16 protein-coding genes are annotated in these 17,600 nt (G+C 60.4%); 11 read left to right on the forward strand and 5 right to left on the reverse strand.

Features of this window, described 5'->3' with window-relative positions; genetic code table 11:
- Positions 1-224 precede the first annotated feature (224 nt).
- The 8 genes from H4P12_RS08130 (at position 225) to H4P12_RS08165 (ending at position 9,208) form a co-directional block, all read left to right on the forward strand.
- Positions 225-2,201: a cation:proton antiporter gene (locus H4P12_RS08130; RefSeq protein ID WP_187793139.1), complete on the forward strand. Its 1,977-nt coding sequence runs from the start codon at positions 225-227 to the stop codon at positions 2,199-2,201.
- Between the two features lie 100 nt (positions 2,202-2,301).
- Positions 2,302-4,044: an arginine--tRNA ligase gene (gene argS, locus H4P12_RS08135; RefSeq protein WP_187793140.1), complete on the forward strand. Its 1,743-nt coding sequence runs from the start codon at positions 2,302-2,304 to the stop codon at positions 4,042-4,044.
- Between the two features lie 71 nt (positions 4,045-4,115).
- Positions 4,116-5,273: an SPOR domain-containing protein gene (locus H4P12_RS08140; RefSeq protein ID WP_187793141.1), complete on the forward strand. Its 1,158-nt coding sequence runs from the start codon at positions 4,116-4,118 to the stop codon at positions 5,271-5,273.
- A 2-nt stretch (positions 5,274-5,275) separates the two neighbouring features.
- Complete coding sequence (gene nagZ / locus H4P12_RS08145) at positions 5,276-6,271, forward strand: beta-N-acetylhexosaminidase (protein WP_187793142.1); 996 nt, start codon at positions 5,276-5,278, stop codon at positions 6,269-6,271.
- Between the two features lie 83 nt (positions 6,272-6,354).
- Positions 6,355-7,167, forward strand: a complete 813-nt coding sequence (locus tag H4P12_RS08150) for a segregation and condensation protein A (protein WP_425498210.1) — start codon at positions 6,355-6,357, stop codon at positions 7,165-7,167.
- A 94-nt stretch (positions 7,168-7,261) separates the two neighbouring features.
- The gene (gene scpB, locus H4P12_RS08155) at positions 7,262-7,858 is read left to right on the forward strand and encodes an SMC-Scp complex subunit ScpB (protein WP_187793361.1); all 597 of its coding nucleotides are present in this window, start codon (positions 7,262-7,264) and stop codon (positions 7,856-7,858) included.
- A gap of 3 nt (positions 7,859-7,861) precedes the next feature.
- Positions 7,862-8,065 carry a hypothetical protein gene (locus H4P12_RS08160; protein ID WP_187793143.1) on the forward strand — a complete coding sequence of 68 codons (204 nt, stop codon included), beginning with the start codon at positions 7,862-7,864 and terminating at the stop codon, positions 8,063-8,065.
- Positions 8,066-8,104: 39 nt separating this feature from the next.
- Positions 8,105-9,208: a THUMP domain-containing class I SAM-dependent RNA methyltransferase gene (locus H4P12_RS08165; RefSeq protein WP_187793144.1), complete on the forward strand. Its 1,104-nt coding sequence runs from the start codon at positions 8,105-8,107 to the stop codon at positions 9,206-9,208.
- Between the two features lie 54 nt (positions 9,209-9,262).
- Here the strand turns inward: H4P12_RS08165 and H4P12_RS08170 are convergent, their stop codons facing one another.
- From H4P12_RS08170 to H4P12_RS08190, 5 genes are all read right to left on the reverse strand, one after another.
- On the reverse strand, positions 9,263-10,267 hold the full coding sequence (locus H4P12_RS08170; protein WP_187793145.1) for a glycosyltransferase family 8 protein: 1,005 nt from the start codon (positions 10,265-10,267) through the stop codon (positions 9,263-9,265).
- A 226-nt stretch (positions 10,268-10,493) separates the two neighbouring features.
- Positions 10,494-11,435 carry a TIGR03571 family LLM class oxidoreductase gene (locus tag H4P12_RS08175; protein WP_223115737.1) on the reverse strand — a complete coding sequence of 314 codons (942 nt, stop codon included), beginning with the start codon at positions 11,433-11,435 and terminating at the stop codon, positions 10,494-10,496.
- An 85-nt stretch (positions 11,436-11,520) separates the two neighbouring features.
- Positions 11,521-11,961, reverse strand: a complete 441-nt coding sequence (locus H4P12_RS08180) for a hypothetical protein (RefSeq protein WP_187793147.1) — start codon at positions 11,959-11,961, stop codon at positions 11,521-11,523.
- A gap of 152 nt (positions 11,962-12,113) precedes the next feature.
- Positions 12,114-13,577, reverse strand: coding sequence for an alanine/glycine:cation symporter family protein (locus tag H4P12_RS08185; protein WP_187793148.1), 1,464 nt, complete (start codon positions 13,575-13,577; stop codon positions 12,114-12,116).
- 226 nt (positions 13,578-13,803) lie between these two features.
- On the reverse strand, positions 13,804-14,454 hold the full coding sequence (locus tag H4P12_RS08190) for a GntR family transcriptional regulator (RefSeq protein ID WP_187793149.1): 651 nt from the start codon (positions 14,452-14,454) through the stop codon (positions 13,804-13,806).
- Between the two features lie 289 nt (positions 14,455-14,743).
- Between H4P12_RS08190 and H4P12_RS08195 the strand changes: the two genes are divergently transcribed.
- From H4P12_RS08195 to H4P12_RS08205, 3 genes are all read left to right on the forward strand, one after another.
- On the forward strand, positions 14,744-15,979 hold the full coding sequence (locus H4P12_RS08195; RefSeq protein ID WP_187793150.1) for an NRAMP family divalent metal transporter: 1,236 nt from the start codon (positions 14,744-14,746) through the stop codon (positions 15,977-15,979).
- A gap of 64 nt (positions 15,980-16,043) precedes the next feature.
- Positions 16,044-16,814 (forward strand): LamB/YcsF family protein, encoded by a 771-nt coding sequence (locus H4P12_RS08200; RefSeq protein ID WP_187793151.1) that lies wholly within the window; start codon positions 16,044-16,046, stop codon positions 16,812-16,814.
- The gene (locus H4P12_RS08205) at positions 16,814-17,599 is read left to right on the forward strand and encodes a putative hydro-lyase (protein ID WP_187793152.1); all 786 of its coding nucleotides are present in this window, start codon (positions 16,814-16,816) and stop codon (positions 17,597-17,599) included. Before H4P12_RS08200 ends, H4P12_RS08205 begins: the two co-directional genes overlap by 1 nt.
- The last annotated feature ends 1 nt before the right edge of the window (position 17,600 follow it).

Consider the following 17,600-nt stretch of genomic DNA (forward strand, 5'->3'; position numbering starts at 1 on the left):
TGCCGTAGCCCAGACCGGGCTGTGTCACGGCGATCTGGGACGCAGTCTTTCACGCCCCTTCGGTCACCCGCCGGATGCGGGCTGCAACCCCCTAGACCAAACCGGGCGGATCGTCAACATTTTCACGGGTTTGCCGTGTAAATTGCGCGGCGCGTCAGGAACCCTTTCGGCTTTTGGATGGTTCTGCGCGAACAACAGTGAACAAGAGCGGTTAGCGGGACATTATGGCGACAGAGGCGGCAGGCGGTTTGAACCCCATCGAGGCATTCGCAATTGTGGGGGCGGCAGGGGTTGCGGCACAGTGGCTGGCATGGCGTTTCCGCCTGCCGGCTATCGTGCTGATGCTTGTCGCGGGGCTTATTCTTGGCCCGGTCACCGGCATTTTTGTTCCCGAACGCGATATCGGTGATCTGGTTGCGCCGATGATCTCGCTGGCGGTGGCAGTCATTCTTTTCGAGGGCGGCCTGACTCTCAGCTTCAAGCAACTGGCCGATGCACGCCCCGCCGTCCGAAGGCTGGTCTATATCGGCGCACCATTGGGCTGGCTGATGTCAACGCTGGTTTTGCGATTTGGCGCGGGGCTTAGCTGGGAATCGTCCATGGTGTTCGGGGGCATCATGATCGTGACCGGCCCCACCGTCATTGCGCCACTGTTGCGTCAGGCGAAATTGCAGTCGCGGCCCGCGCAGATTTTGCAATGGGAAGGGATTGTCAACGATCCGATCGGTGCGCTGGTCGCCGTTCTGGCGCTTGGGATCGTTGTCGTCATGCACAGCGATGTTCCCGCCTCTGAAGCATTGCTGGAACTTGGCCTTGGGATCGGCTTTGCCACAGCAGTCGGGGTGGCTGCAGGTTGGATTATCGTTCAGGCATTCCGCGAAGGTTGGGTGCCCGAATATATGAAGGTTCCGCTGCTATTCGTGACCGTTCTGGCGGTTTTCGCGGTGTCGGATTCGATCATGCATGAAAGCGGGCTGCTGGCCGTCACCGTCATGGGGCTGGTGATCGCGAACGCGGATCTGCCCAGCTATTACGAGCTTTACCGATTCAAGGAACACGCAACCATTCTGTTGGTTTCGGGCGTGTTCATCCTGCTGGCTGCCGGGATAAAATTCGAAGCATTGGCACAGCTGAACTGGTGGCGCACGATCCTGTTCGTGGTGCTGGTGGTCTGTGTGGCCCGACCGCTGACGGTTCTGATTTCGCTGATCGGAACGAACCTGCCATGGAACGAGAAATTGCTGATCGCGCTGACCGGCCCGCGTGGCGTGGTGTTGGTCGCAGTTTCCGGCGTTTTTGCCGAGCGTCTTGCCTCGACCGGGATCGAAGATGGCAGCCAGATTGCGCAGCTTGCCTTTGCTTTGGTTCTGGCCACGGTGGTTCTGCACGGTTTCACCCTGAAGCCGCTGGCCGACAGGCTGAACCTGACCTCGGGTGGGAAGCCGGGGTTGATCGTGGCGGGCGGATCGCTGTTTGCGACCGGTCTGGGGAAGGCGTTGGAAAAGGCGGATGTGCAGGTGCTGATTACCGATCCGAACCGCGATCATCTGCGCACAGCCCGCGCCGCCGGGGTTCCTGTGTTCTATGGCGATATTCTGGGCGAGGCGGCCGAAAACAACGTCGAATTCATCGCCTATTCCGCGATTTTGGCGGCGTCTGACAATGATGCCTACAACACGCTGGTCGCCACTGATCTTGGCCCTGAATTTGGTCGCGAAGCGATCTGGCAGGTGTCCCGCGACAAGGAAGATCGTGCCCGGCACGCATTGCCCACGCAATTGGGGGGCAGAAGCATCAACGGCAACCGCACCTTGGCGCAATATCTCGAATTGCTGGCCGAGGGGTGGGAATTCCGCACGACCCGCTTGACCGCAGAATACACATTGGAAAAATGGCGCGACGTTCGCCAGGGTGCCGTGCCGCTGGTTGCCATCAACAATGGCGAATTATGGTTCATCGAAGACCCCGCAAAATTGGAAGGTAAGCCGGGGATGCGCCTCGTTTCACTTATTCCGCCAGAGATTGCGGAGAATATCCGGCGCGAGAACGAGCAGCAGACCGAAATGAAAGGCAAGGCCCGTCAGGTTGCCAAGGAGGAAGCCGAAGCGGTGAAGCGTAACCAAGCGACGGAAACCGCCGGGAAAGCCAATGAAAATACCAACCGTGACGACCCCGATCTGATTGGTGAAGATACGCGCTGATGTGATCGCGCATGATTGAATCTGGCGACTGAAACCCCGCGGCTGTTGACCTTTGTGCGTGGGCGGCGTTAACCGGTTGTCAGTTTTCAGGAATGGCAAGATGAACATCTTTACCGATATTCGTGGTCTCGTGGTCGGGGCGTTGGATCAAATGGTTGCGGCGGGCGAACTGCCGGCGGGGCTGGATTACGCCAATGTGGCGGTCGAGCCTCCGCGTGATCCCGCACATGGTGACATGGCTACGAATGCTGCGATGGTTCTGGCCAAGCCTGCGGGCATGAAGCCGCGCGATATTGCCGACAAGCTGGCCGCTCGGCTGACCGATGATCGCATCACCGCCGCCGAGGTTGCCGGGCCGGGTTTCCTGAATCTGCGCCTTGCGCCGACCGTCTGGCATGGCGTCATTATCGAGGCGTTGGGCGCGGGCAAGGATTTCGGCCGTTCGGACATGGGCGCGAATGTCAGGATCAATGTCGAATTTGTCAGTGCCAACCCCACCGGGCCGATGCATGTCGGTCACGTTCGCGGCGCGGTATTTGGCGATGCGCTGGCCAGCCTGCTGGGTTTCGCGGGCTATGACGTGACCCGCGAGTATTACATCAACGACGGTGGCGCGCAGGTCGATGTGTTGGCGCGTTCCGCCTATGAGCGTTACCGCGAAGCCAACGGGCTGGAGCCGCAGATCGCCGAAGGCCTGTATCCGGGCGATTATCTGATCCCCGTCGGCCAGGCCCTGAAAGAGAAGTATGGCGACAGCCTGATCGACAAGCCGGAAGAGGACTGGCTGGTAGATATCCGCGATTTCTCGACCGAGGCCATGATGGCCATGATCGGCGAGGATCTGGCCCTGCTGGGCGTGAAGATGGACAAGTATTCCAGCGAAAAGGCGCTTTACGGCAGCGGCAAGATCGAGGCTGCCATTGCGCGTCTGGAAAGCGCCGGGCTGATCTATCGCGGCGTGCTGGAACCGCCAAAGGGCAAGCTGCCCGAGGATTGGGAAGAACGCGAGCAGCTGTTGTTCAAATCCACCGCCTTTGGCGACGATGTGGACCGCCCGATCCAGAAATCGGATGGCGCCTGGACGTATTTCGCGCCCGATATCGCGTATCACTGGGACAAGATCGACCGTGGCTATGAACAGTTGATCGACATTTTCGGGGCCGACCATGGCGGCTACGTCAAGCGTATGAATGCGGTCGTCAAGGCGCTGTCGAACGGTCGCGTGCCACTGGACATCAAGCTGATTCAGCTGGTCAAGCTGTTCAAGAATGGCGAGCCCTTCAAGATGTCCAAGCGGGCCGGCACCTTCGTCACACTGCGCGATGTCGTGGAAGAGGCAGGAGCCGACGTGACCCGCTTCATCATGCTGACGCGCAAGAATGACGCATCGCTGGATTTCGACTTTGCCAAGGTGTTGGAGCAGTCCAAGGACAACCCCGTCTGGTATGTCCAATACGCCAACGCCCGGACACATTCCGTGCTGCGCCGCGCGACCGAAGCGGGAATCGATGTCGGCGATTCTGCACTGCAGGCAGCAGATCTGTCCAAGTTGAACCACCCTGCGGAACTGGAACTGGCCCGGAAAGTTGCCGAATGGCCACGTCTGGTCGAACACGCCGCCCGCGCGCACGAACCACATCGCATCGCATTCTTCCTGTATGACATCGCCTCGGACCTGCATTCGCTGTGGAATCGCGGTAATGACGATGTGTCCTTGCGCTTTGTGCAGGATGGCGATTTCGCCACGTCGCAGGCAAAAATTGCACTTGTTCGTGCCGTTGGCGTTGTCATTTCGTCAGGTCTGGGTATCCTTGGCGTCACTCCGATGGAAGAAATGCGCTGATAAAGGCGCCATCGTCGGACGTCTGAGAGCAGTCAACGGTAATCCGGGCAAACCGGCAGGCAGGCAGACAAATGGCAGTGATGGATTTCCGCGAAGGCGGATACGTATTTTCGCGGCACAAAGTGCGGCGTGAATTTTCTTATGATCAAAATGATTGGGACGATGCACAGTCCCAATATGGTGACGGGCGCTTCGCCGCAGATCCGCAAGGTGCGGATGGTCTGACGGCGCGCATCTCTCGTCTGACGCATTATCTTGGTGCGCTGGCATCGGTGGCGCTGATGATCGGCTTGCTGGTCTGGGGCTGGCAACTGGTGTCGCGCGATGTGTCGGGCGTGCCGGTCATCAAGGCAATTGCAGGCGATGCCCGCACCACCCCCGAAAATCCGGGCGGTGAATTGACCAGCTATACGGGCTATGCCGTCAATGGCGTGGCCGAAGGTGCGGACCATCAACCGGTCGATCAGGTGGCAATCGCACCCGCAGCGACCGGATTGTCGGAAGAAGATGTCGCCATGGGCAATCTGGGTGCGACGGCACGCCAGCCTGAAAACTCATCGGAAATTCCGCTGAGCTTTGATGGCGAGCCGATCGTGCCGATGTCGGACAGCGAAGCCCGCGCCCTGGCCCAGGAACAGGCCGCAGCCGAAGCCGAGCGTCTGGCAATGGCGAACCAGGCCATCGCGAATGCGACAATCAGCGATGCCCCGGCGGCAGAAGGCCCGATCAATGAGGTCGTGACCGATGAAACCGGTGCCCCGGCCCAGACCGACGCGATCAGCGCCGCCTTGATCGAAGCACAGGCGGCCGCAAATCCGGGGGTGCTGACAGAATCGCCACGTCCGGCCCCACGCCCGCGCGCGACCCGCGTTGCTTCGGCTGGAACGACGGCAACCGATGCCCGTCCCGCAGCCCCGGTTGAACGCCCGGCAGAGGCACCAGCCGCTCGACCCGCAGCAGCTGCGCCTGCTCAGGCCGTTTCTTCGGTCAGTGGTGCTGTGGTTCAGCTTGGGGCCTTTGACAGCAACGCGATTGCATCGAATGAATGGAACCGTCTGGCTGGCAAATTCAACTCTTTCGGGGGCAAGCAGCAGGTCATTCAGGAACATGTGAAAAATGGGCGCACCTTCTGGCGTCTGCGTGTTGGCGGTTTCGGCTCTCTGGGTGAGGCGCGGGATTTCTGTAACGCGCTGAAATCCGGCGGCACGGACTGCCTTGCGCTGAACTGAGCATGGCGCAGAACGCGACAATCCTTGGCGGGATCGCCGGGACCGACCTGACGGCGGCCGAGCGGGATTTCTTTCGCTCGGCTGATCCCTGGGGTTTCATCCTGTTCGGACGCAATGTCGAAAGCCCTGAACAGTTGCGGCGCCTGACCGCTGATCTGCGGAACGCCGTGGGCCGAGACGCGGTCATCACCGTCGATCAGGAAGGAGGCCGGGTTCAGCGGCTTCGTGCCCCGCATTGGCAGGAATGGCCCGCACCGCTGGATCAGGCGGATGCCGGTGAACGCGCCATGTGGCTGCGTTATTATCTGATTGGTCGCGAATTGCGTGAGGCAGGCATTGATTCGGATTGCGCCCCCACGCTGGATGTCGCGCAGGCTGACACGCATCCTTTCCTGCGCAATCGTTGTTTTGGCACGGACCCGGTGCGTGTTGCCGGACTGGGCCGCGCCGCTGCCGATGGCCTGCTGGCCGCTGGTGTCCTGCCGGTCATGAAGCACATGCCGGGCCATGGTCGCGCAATTGCCGACAGCCACCATGATCTGCCCACGGTCACGGCCAGCCAGCCGGACCTTGAGGCGCTGGATTTCGCCCCGTTTCGTGCGCTGAACGATCTGCCGATGGGGATGACCGCACATATCCGCTTTACCGCGCTGGATGATGCGCCCGCCACCGCGTCTACCCGCATGATCGGCCTGATCCGCGATGATATCGGCTTTGATGGACTGCTGATGACCGATGACATCACCATGAACGCCCTGTCAGGAACCGAGGCTGAACGCGCAGCCGCGTCAATCGCCGCGGGCTGCGATCTGGTCCTGCATTGCAACGGCACCATCGCCAGCATGGAGCCGGTCGTGGCAGCCGCAGGCACCCTGTCGCGTGATGCACAGCGCCGCGCGGATGCCGCGCTGGCGCTGCGTCATGCGCCGCAGGAACTGGACCGTCAGGCGTTATTTGCGGAATGGCGCCAATTGGTGCCGCAGACAGCCACGGCTTGACTCGGGCCCGGCTTGGGCAGACGCTGTTCCCCTGATGTATCTGCGGAGGCCACGTGGCCAAGTCACCAGGCAATATTTCCTATCTGAAAGCCGTTCCCGACGAACCGGCAGGGGATGAGTTCGACGCAAACGCCATCCTGCAGCGCCGCGCGGACGAGGCGCTGATTATCGATGTGGACGGCTATGAAGGACCGCTGGATCTGCTGCTGACAATGGCACGGACTCAGAAGGTGGACCTGATGAAAATCTCGGTCCTGCATCTGGCAGAACAATATCTGGAATTTGTCGAACAGGCCCGCGCTTTGCGCATTGAACTGGCTGCCGATTATCTGGTCATGGCAGCTTGGCTTGCGTTCCTGAAATCGCGCCTGCTTTTGCCCCCCGATCCCGAAGCAGAAGGCCCAAGCGCCGAGGATATGGCCGCCCATCTGGCTTTCCAGCTGGAACGGTTGCAGGCCATGCGTCAGGCGGCAGCCCGCCTGATGGGGCGCGACCGTCTGGGCATCAACCGTTTTCAACGCGGCGCACCCGAAAGCATCGCACGCAAACGCCGCACCCAATGGCAAGCGGGGTTGATTGATCTGATGCGCGCCTATGCGCGGCTGAAAACCAAGGATGAATTTCGTCCCTACGCCTTTGACCGTCAGGATGTCTATACGATGGAACAGGCGCTGGACCGTCTGCGCCATCTGATCGGCTTCGCGGGCGAATGGACGCAGCTGGTTGATTTTCTGCCTGATGGCTGGGAGGGGCAAGGCAAGCGCCGCCGCTCGGCCACCGCCGCCACCTTTGCCGCCTCGTTGGAACTTGCGCGGCAGGGCAGGTTGGAGATACGGCAGGCGGAATCTTTCGCGCCGATCAGCTTTCGCATGAAACCCACGACCGAGCGCAAATAACGTGACCGATCTGACCCATAACGATCCCCCCGAAGCGGACGATCAGCCGACCGCGCCAGCCTTCCCTCCGCCCCCGATCGAGGAGCAGGAGCGGATGGTCGAGGCGCTTTTGTTTGCCTCAGCCCAGCCCATGTCCGTGCGCGACCTGTCCACCCGAATGCCCGCAGGTTGTGACCCGGCCGAGGCTCTGGTTGGGCTTCGCCGCCGTTACGAAGGCCGGGGGGTGTCGCTGGAACGGATCGGCGATGCTTACGCATTTCGAACCGCATCCGATATGTCCTTTCTGATGCAGACGGAAACGGTGGAACAGCGCCGCCTGTCCCGCGCGGCCATCGAGACGCTGGCGATCATCGCCTATCACCAACCCGTCACACGCGCCGAGATTGAAGAAATTCGCGGCGTTGCGGTCAGTCGGGGCACATTGGATCAGTTGATCGAAATGGAATGGGTCCGCGTCGGCCGCCGCCGCATGACACCGGGCCGCCCGGCGACCTTCGTGGTGACGGAAACCTTTCTTGATCATTTCGGCCTTGAAAGCGCCCGCGATCTGCCCGGCCTGTCCGAACTTCGCGCCGCTGGATTGCTGGAATCCCGCCCGCCCGCCGAGGGGCTGATGGTTCCGCTGACCCCTCAACCCGATGAGGACGATGAATTTAGCGGCCCCGCAGACGATCTGTTCGAGGATGAGTAGGCCATGAACACGAACCAGCTTTTCAATATGTTTGGCCGGATGCTGACCCGTCATCTGATGAACTGGGGCACGAACAAGGCGATTGACCGGATGTCGAAATCCGGCGGCAAGACGCCCGCGCAGTCGGCGCAGAATGCCAAAGCAATGCGACAGAACAGCAAACGGATGCGGCAGGCCATCGACATGATCCGGCGGATGTCGCGCTAAACGCTCGCTTTCCGCGACCGTGCGATATAGGGCAGCGTGATGAGCGAGAATTTCGAGATTTTTCTGGTGGCGACGCCGGGGCTGGAAGCGCCCTTGGCGGCCGAGGTGCGCGACCTTGGCTGGACGCCCGAGGTGCAGCCGGGTGGCATCACCATTCGCGGCGGATGGCAGGATGTCTGGCAGGCAAATCTGACGCTGCGCGGCGCGACGCGGGTTCTGGCCCGCGTAGGCAGCTTTCGGGCGATGCATCTGGCGCAGTTGGACAAGCGGGCGCGGAAATTTCCCTGGGCGGATGTGCTGCGCGCTGACCTGCCCGTCAAGATCGAGGCGATCTCGCGGAAATCGAAAATCTATCATGCCGGTGCTGCCACGCAGCGGATCGAACGGGCGATTGCCGAGGAATTGGGCGCAACGATTGCCGCCGACGCGGCGAATGTCGTGAAGGTTCGGATCGAGGATGATCTGGTCACGATCAGTCTGGATACGACCGGCGAATCCTTGCACAAACGCGGCCATAAGGAAGCTGTGGCCAAGGCCCCCATGCGGGAAACCATGGCCGCCATGTTTTTGCGCGAAATGGGCTTTGACGGCACGCAGGCGGTGCTGGATCCGATGTGCGGATCAGGCACGTTCGTCATTGAAGCGGCCGAAATTGCCGCAGGTCTGGCACCGGGGCGGACGCGGCAGTTCGCCTTTGAAAACCTTGCCAGTTTCGACCCGAAGGCATGGCGGAAGCTAAAGGATGCCGTGACGCGCCGTAACGCGCCACTGCAGTTCTTCGGCAGCGACCGCGACGCAGGCGCGATCCGCATGAGCCGGCAGAATGCCGAACGCGCAGGCGTGGCCGAGCTGACACGTTTCGATATCTGCCAGATCAGCGACTTGCAGCCTCCCGAAACCGCACCCGGCATCATTATCGTGAACCCACCTTATGGCGCGCGGATTGGGAACAAAGGCCCTCTTTACGGCCTTCACGCCGCCATGGGTGACGTGTTTCGCAGCCGGTTCAGCGGCTGGCGCGTGGGGATCGTCACCAGCGAAGCTGGGCTGGCCAAGGCCACCGGTCTGCCGTTCCAGCCGCCGGGGCCGATCATTGCGCATGGCGGGCTGAAGGTGCGTTTGTGGCAAACAGTCCCGCTGTAGCATCGAAGCCGGCAAAATTTTTCCGGCGCACAAGCCCGTCGAGGGAACTGATCGCTAACCTTTTGCCCGCTGCGCTTCGTAATCCGCAGCGATCTGCGCCAACGCATTGGTCATCCGTTCGGTCGCCTGCGGCGCGATGCGCGCGTGGCACGGGGTTCGCGCACAGATATCCCACCACAGGCGGTAATAGGGCAGATGGGTTGCCCTGATCCGGCCCTTTGTCGGCAGGACAAGCTCGACCCCGCCCGATTGACGCAGATGGTTTCCGGCCACCCGTTCCACCTCGGTCGTCACGGCAAAGCGCATTGGTTTGGGAAGTGACCTGCCCGCATAATGAATGACCGCCGGATGCGGGACAGAGCGGTCTGGCAGATCGTAGGAGAAGCGATAATTATACCGATGATGCGCGCGTGTATAATGACTGCCATGGGTCAGTGAGAACAGGCCCTGATCGCCAAAGCCAAGGTTCAAGCGGTTGCACGCCCATTCCGCAACCTTGATGTAATCGCCAATCTCGACCTTGTCGCGGCGAAATTTGTCAAGATTCAAGACGATGGCTCCGCTGTTGATCAGCCCTTGCCCCACATGCTGGATGACGGGTTTGGGCATGCCAAGCGCATGCGCACGTTGTGCGGACCCAATCAATAGCGGAGGGATATTCAGCGCCTCGCGGCAGGCGACCAGATATTTTCCCAGAAACGGGTGATGAAGCAACGGAACAAGATCGTCGACCACGACAATGTCCAGCGCATCCAGATAAATGACGCGCGTGACATCGCTGGGCAGATGCTGATGGGCCACGAACCACAAAAACCGCGCGCTGTCCGGCTTTCCCCCCAGGACCTTTAGATTATCGAAGGCTGCCGGATCGGGAACTTGCACCTGTTGCAGCGTAATATTTCCCAGTTTGGTGCAAAAATCCGAAAGTGCTGCGATTTTTCGCGCCGGTATATTTTGATGAAGCAGCCAGAAATGGATGTCGTCCTTGGGGTGGGCTTCAGACAGGGACAGCAGCAGAACCTGCGTGACATCCAGATTGGGGCCAGCAAAGGACGTCATGACATCCAGCCTTGTTGGTGCGCGGTCCTTGTATCGGCGCTGCAAATGCTTGTTCGCTTGGCTGGCCCAAATGCTGGGCAGCATTTGATAGTTGCGTTGAGCGAAAGACAGAAGGCGATTGGATGGCATGGAATGGCTGCTGCGACTGGAATGAGAACGCCGTTCTGGCGTGTGCGGATAAAGGAAAGCCAAGAGTTGGCACCGGTCAATGCGTCATTTTGTTGTTTTAGATTAGCTTGGGCAATACATCGTCGGCGATGGCTTGCAAGGTTTCCTGGGCGGACCTTCCGGTGGGCGCGATATTCAGCAAGGCGTGATGCACGCCCATATCGCGCATATCCTGCAAAACACCGGTCAATCCGGTCGTCCCGGTCCGATAGCCAAGATCGATTTCTTCGACGGCGGCCATTGGATCGTCCAGCAGGTCAATTCTGAACGCCACGCTGAAGCTGCGGAACTGGCCTGTCGCGGTGCTGTCGACTGCGCGGCGCCACAGCATGTAACGGTCGCGTTGCACCTTGGCCGGGCGGTGATAGGTGGCCCAGCCAGCGGCGTTACGGGCGATCCATTCCAGTGTCTGGCCGCCCGAGCCGATGGCCAGCATCGGAATATCGCTGGCTGCCGGTGGGCGCAGGTCGAATTGCGTCGCCGGATCGGCGGTTTTGCCCAAGATGCGCGGCGGGCGATCCAATGCGGCGGACAGTTCGCTCCAATGGTCGCGGTAAAGCTGCTTGTGATCCCTGACATCTTCGCCGAAGGCCGCGAATTCTTCGGGCCGGTCGCCCGATCCAAGGCCAAGGACAAAGCGCCCCGGGGCCAGTTGATCCAGCGAAATGGCCGCCTTGGCGAGGTGCAGGGGATGGCGCAAGGTCAGCACGGTTGCGGCGGTCCCGATTGCGATGCGGTCGGTCGCCGAAGAAATCGCACCCAGCATCGTGAATGGGTCGGGATGGCCGAAGGTTTCGGGATACCACGGCCCGTTCAGCGGCACATCGCGCACCCAGACGGCAGCAAAACCCAATTCCTCCGCCTGCGCGGCCAGTTCCACCTGCTGCCGAAAGTCGACATCATCCCCGTCTGCGCTGCGAATTGGCAGGACCAACCCGATTGAAATTCGGCCGTCGCGAAACAGCCTGTCCCGTGTGGTAAGGTTTTCGGTCACGGTCACTTCTTTCCCCTTGATCGCCCCTTTGTGCCAAGAAAAAGGCGCGCCACCAAGGGCGCGCCGAAGCAGGACTGCGATAGTCGTCTGGTCAGTTGGTAAAGGCGTCGATGAGATTAAGAACAGCCAGAACCCTGCGGGTATTGCTGTCGACGCGATAGATGTGGTTGTCATCGCGGTAATAGTTCCAGCCCCGGCGTTCTTCCAGATGATAGCGGCCCGGATCACGAATGACGATATAGTCGCCGATCCGAAAATCATCGCCGACGCGTGGGTAATAATCGCGATTGCGCACCTGTCCCGGCGGAACGCAGGGCGGGTTCTTTTTCGCCAGACCGGGCGGACAGTTTGCAACATAGCGGCGATCATTGTCGCGATCCGCGCGATGTCCACGCGGCTGGTGAGGATTGCCGTTATGTGCGCCTTTGCCGTTTCCGTTTCCATTCCCGCGACCGGGATCCGCAAAGGCGGGCAGGGCCGTGCCCGTCGCCACCAGCACGACAGCGATTGTCAGATAGCGATGCAGTTGCATGGTTACGCTCCGTGAGTGTGTGGTCCGTGAGTGTGTGGTTGTCCTCTAACACGCAACCAGATGAAATGGTTCAATCACAAGCCGGTGCCTGCGACGCAATTATAAAAATGCCGCCCGGACGGGGCGGCATTTTCATGGCAATGGATCGCGGCTTAAGCCGGTTCTTGTTCGCCGCGCTTCCAGTCTTCCCAGCTTGACTGACCTTGCATGAAAGCCTCGATCTCGGCGCGGTTGGCTTCCAGCTTGGGATCGTGCTGCAGATAGAATTTGGTCTCGCGGGCGATCAGTCCCGACAGCAGCAGCAGGCCGATCAGGTTCGGAATGGCCATCAGCCCGTTCATCACGTCCGAGAAGTTCCAGACCACGCCCAGCTGCATCGTGCAACCGACATAGACGATGGCCGAAAACAAGATGCGGAACGGCATGACACCACCACGACCGACCAGACGTTCGACATTGCGTTCGCCGTAATAGGCCCAGCCAAGGATGGTGGAATAGGCGAACAGGACAAGCCCGATGGTCACGATCCAATGCCCCCACTGACCGGGCAGCCCATGGCTGAAGGCCTGACCGGTCATGATCGCGGCCGAGATCTGTTCCCCCGTTGCCGGATCAACCTCATGCCAGACGCCGGTGGTGATGATGACCAGCCCGGTGCAGCTGACGACGATGATCGTGTCGATAAAGGTTTGCGTCATCGAGACCAGACCCTGCCGGACCGGATGCGTGGTCTGCGCCGAGGCCGCCGCGATGGCCGCGGATCCCATGCCGGATTCGTTGGAAAAGATGCCCCGTGCGACGCCGAACTGAACGGCGATCATGATGGTCGAGCCGATAAAGCCGCCAACGGCCGCGCTGCCGGTGAAAGCCTGACTAAAGATTTCGCCAAAGGCCGCAGGAACGGCGCTGATATTTACCAGCAGGATATAGAGCGCGCCCAGCACGTAAAACACGATCATGGCAGGAACCAGACCGGCGGTGACGCTGCCGATGGATTTGATCCCGCCAACCAGCACAACCAGCGTCAGGCCGGCCAGAACCACCCCGGTCACCCAGCTTGGGATGGCGAAGCTGTTGGTCAGGTTCGACGCGATCGAATTGCCTTGGGTCATGTTGCCGATGCCAAAGCAGGCACAAACCGCGAAGATCGCAAAGCTGATCGCCAGAAACTTGCCAAAGCCGCCGGGAATGCCGCGTTCCAGATAATATTGCGGGCCGCCGTTCTTTTCGCCCGCGGAATCCGTCGTGCGGAAGCGGACGCCAAGGAAAGCCTCGGCATATTTCGAGGCCATGCCCAGCAGCGCCGTGACCCACATCCAGAACAAGGCACCCGGACCGCCAGTGCTGATGGCGGTGGCGACGCCCACGATATTCCCGGTGCCGACGGTTGCGGCCATCGCGGTGGTCAGTGCCTGAAACTGCGAAATGTCGCCGTCATCAGTATCATCACTGCGCTTGATCAGGCCCAGCCGAAGCGCCGGCCACAGGCGCAGAAACTGAATGCCGCCCAGTTTCAGCGTCAGGTAAAGTCCGGTGCCCAGCAGCAGCGGGATCAGCAGATACGGCCCCCAGACGATGCCGCCGATCTTTCCCAGAAATGCTTCTAGATTTTCCATATATCCTCTCCCTCACGCAGCCGTTTTGGCAGCCATTTTGTATGCCCATGACGGCTGCGTTAACCTCTGTTGTCAAGGCGCAGCAGCGGTTCTTCCGAATGGCAGGACTTGACCCGGTTGATATGACAAGGACCGGATGGCTGCGACTTTTCCATGGGACCGTCTTGAACGCCCTTTTGGGCGGGGGCGCAAGTCTTGGCGGGACAAAGATTATCTGGCGCGCGGATCAGGAAATGCGGGCGAATGCCGCCATCACCGCCCGTTCTGATTTTTCCAGATAATCATCCAACATCAATGCCGCGCCCTTGGGATCGCCGGCCTGAAGCCGGGACAGAATATCGCGATTGCGCTGGATATAGGGGCCGTGCAGTTGTTCGGGGTTTTCCAGCAGACCGAATGCAAGCCTGAGTTCGACGATGATCTGGGCAAAGAAGGCCGACAGGCGGGGGCTGTCGCTAAGTGAGACGATGGCCGTGTGAAATTCCATATTCGCACTGCCAATCGCCCGCCAATCGCCTTCATCGCGCAGGCTTTCGGCGCGTTCGACGGCTTTTCTCATGCTGTCGACCGCTTCGTGCCTGTGCCATGCCTGTGCCAGCGCCGGAACTTCGATCAGGCGGCGGACGCGGAAAATATCCAGAACGGATGCCATGGAGGGGGTCGCCACAAAAACGCCCCGATTGGGCTCGTGGCGCAGGATGCCTTCACGCGTCAGCAGGCGGAACACTTCGCGCAGCGTATTACGGGAAATTCCCAACTCGGCCGCCAGCTTGGCTTCGGACAGGCGCTGACCCGGGGTCAACCTTCCACGGGCAAGCTCTTCGCGGAGGGTGGCCGCAGTCTCTTCGGCAAGGCTGGGAGATAGTGTCTGGCGCATAATTCCATCCTGAATACCGTGCGATGATGGGCCGAAAGTGAATGGCTGATCAAGCGTTCCGCCGCGATGATTCGCGAATTTTGTCTATCTTATTGCGCAAACAAGCGTGTCTGATCTGGCATTTGAACATGCTGATGCGCAGAAAATAAGCATATCATTCGGCATGTTTATGAAAATTGTTCAACAAAATATGTTAAAATGACAAATAATTGTTGACTGATTGCCATGCTAAATTCACGTTGAAGCTATTCGCTAGGCAACTTTCACCATTGCAGCAGGAGCATGACTGATGGGCGAAACCACACGGACATCCTCGGTCGCGAACGAAACCCTGCGGGGTGGATTTCTGGCGGCCATCTTTCTGATGGCGACTTCGGCCATCGGGCCGGGATTTATCACGCAAACCGCAACCTTTACGGCAAAGCTGGGATCAGCCTTTGCCTTTGCAATTCTGGCCTCCATCATCATCGACTTCGTGGTGCAGCTGAATATCTGGCGTATCACCGCATTGACCCGCCGCAACGCGTCCGAAACCGCGAATGCTGCCATTCCGGGGGCGGGCTATCTGCTGGCAATTCTTGTGATCATCGGCGGACTTGCCTTCAACGTGGGCAATATCGCGGGTGGCGGATTGGGCCTGAACGCGATGTTCGGGTTGGACCCCAAGATTGGCGGTGCGATATCGGCGCTGCTGGCAATCGGAGTATTTCTGTCGCATCGGGCAGGACTGCTGCTGGATCGGGCACTGATCGGTCTGGGCATTCTGATGATCGTCATGACGGTGATCGTGGCGATCAGTTCGAACCCCCCGGTCGGCGATGCGCTGCGTCAAACCATTTTCCCGGATGTGATCGACTTTCCAACCATCACCACCATCGTCGGCGGCACCGTGGGCGGCTATATCACCTATTCCGGCGCGCATCGTCTGTTGGACAAGGGACTGGTGGGTGAGGAAAACCTTGCCGCTGTGACCCGCGCATCGCTGTCGGGGATCGCGGTGACGGGCGTCATGCGTTTCATCCTGTTCCTTGCCATTCTGGGCGTGGTCGCATCGGGTGTGACGCTGGATCTGTCCAGTCAGGCGGCCAACCCTGCGGCACAGGCATTCGCGGCTGCACTGGGTGACTGGGGCATGCGTATCTTTGGCGTGGTGCTGTGGGCGGCGGCCATCACCTCGGTCATCGGGGCGGCTTATACCTCGGTCAGCTTCCTGAACGTCTTCAAGCATCTGGATGATCGCAGCCGCAATATCGCGACCGTGATTTTCATCGCCTTTTCGCTGGCGGTCTATCTGGCACTGGGCACGGCTCCGGCGGCCATTCTGGTCTTCGTCGGCGGTTTCAACGGATTGATCCTGCCGATTGGCCTGACGATCTTTACCTATGTCGGCTTTGCACGGCCCGATCTGATGGGCGGCCATCGCTATAACCGTCCGCTGCTGATTGCCAGCGCGATCGTTTGCCTGCTGACGTGGTATATGGGCTTCAAGTCGATCGGCCCGATCTTTGCCTTCCTGAACGCATAGGTATCGTAGAGCGATCCCCTTAGGGGGTCGTTCCTTCTCAAGCCCATTTTTACAGGAGAATGTCATGACAACCATCGACCTGAACAGCGATCTTGGCGAAGGCTATGGCGCGTGGAAAATGGGCGACGATACAGCCATGCTGGAGATTGTCAGTTCCGCCAATATCGCTTGCGGTTTTCACGCGGGCGATCCGTTGGGCATTCTGGCGACCGTGACACAAGCTGCGACGCGGGGCGTGGCCGTGGGGGCACATGTATCCTATCCCGACAGGGTGGGCTTTGGTCGCCGTCCGATGGATGTGACCTCGGCTGAACTGACGGCGGATGTGATTTATCAGATCGGGGCCTTGCAGGGCCTGGCCGCTGCGGCAGGCACGCGGGTGACTTACGTCAAGCCGCATGGCGCGCTGTATAACACCATTGCCAATGATGCGCGGCAGGCGGATGCCGTGATCGCGGCCCTTCGCGAAATTGATCCGGGCCTGATCTTGATGGGTCTTGCCGGTGCGCCGATCCTGCAGCGTGCGCAGGATGCCGGGCTGGCGACGGTGGCCGAAGCCTTTGGCGACCGGGCCTATACGCCCGATGGACAGCTTGTCTCGCGCCGTGAAAAGGGTGCCGTCCTGCATGATCCCGACGCGGTCGCCGCGCGGATGGTGCGGCTGGCGACGGAAGGCGTGATCGAGGCGATTGACGGCTCTACGCTGACCCTGACGGCTGACAGCATCTGCGTGCATGGCGACAGTTCGGGCGCGGTTGATATGGCACGGCGCATCCGCGAGGACCTGATTGCGGCAGGTGTCGCCGTCACATCCTTTGTTCCGGGGGCACGCTGATGCGACCGGAGACAGCACCTGCCCGGACGGCGCGGCTGGCCTGTCGCGATGGCCTGATCGTGCCCACCGCCGGCATGGCGCCGGGCTTTACGCAGTGCAACATGATCTCGTTGCCCAAGGACTGGGCCTGGGATTTTCTGCTGTTCGGGCAGCGCAATCCGAAACCTTGCCCCGTTCTGGACGTGACCGACCCCGGCAGCTTCCAGACCGCTTTGGCGCCTGACGCGGATCTGCGCCGCGATATTCCGCTGTATCGGATCTGGCGCGATGGCGTGCTGACCGAGGAGGTGCCGGATGCCTCGGTCGCATGGACGGAACATCCTGATCTGGTGACCTTCCTGATCGGCTGTTCGTTCACCTTTGAAACCCCGCTGCAACAGGCCGGGATCGAGGTTCGCCACATCACCCAAGGCAGCAACGTGCCGATGTATCTGACGAACCGTGATTGCCGCCCGGCGGGACGTTTGCACGGCAATATGGTTGTGTCGATGCGCCCGATTCCGGCGGATCGCGTGGCCGAGGCCGCCATGATCTCGGGCCGTTTTCCGGCGGTTCATGGTGCGCCGGTGCATATCGGTCAGTCCGCCGCGCTTGGCATCGCCGATCTGTCACGCCCCGATTTCGGCGATGCGGTCGAGATTCGCGCCGGCGAAGTGCCGGTGTTCTGGGCGTGTGGCGTGACCCCGCAGGCTGCCGTCATGGCATCAAAGCCGCCTTTTGCCATCACCCATGCACCGGGGCATATGTTCATCACCGACATTCCCGACAGTCATTGGCAGGTGTGAC

Origin of the sequence: Paracoccus amoyensis (assembly GCF_014490725.1) — a bacterium.
GTDB lineage: Bacteria > Pseudomonadota > Alphaproteobacteria > Rhodobacterales > Rhodobacteraceae > Paracoccus > Paracoccus amoyensis.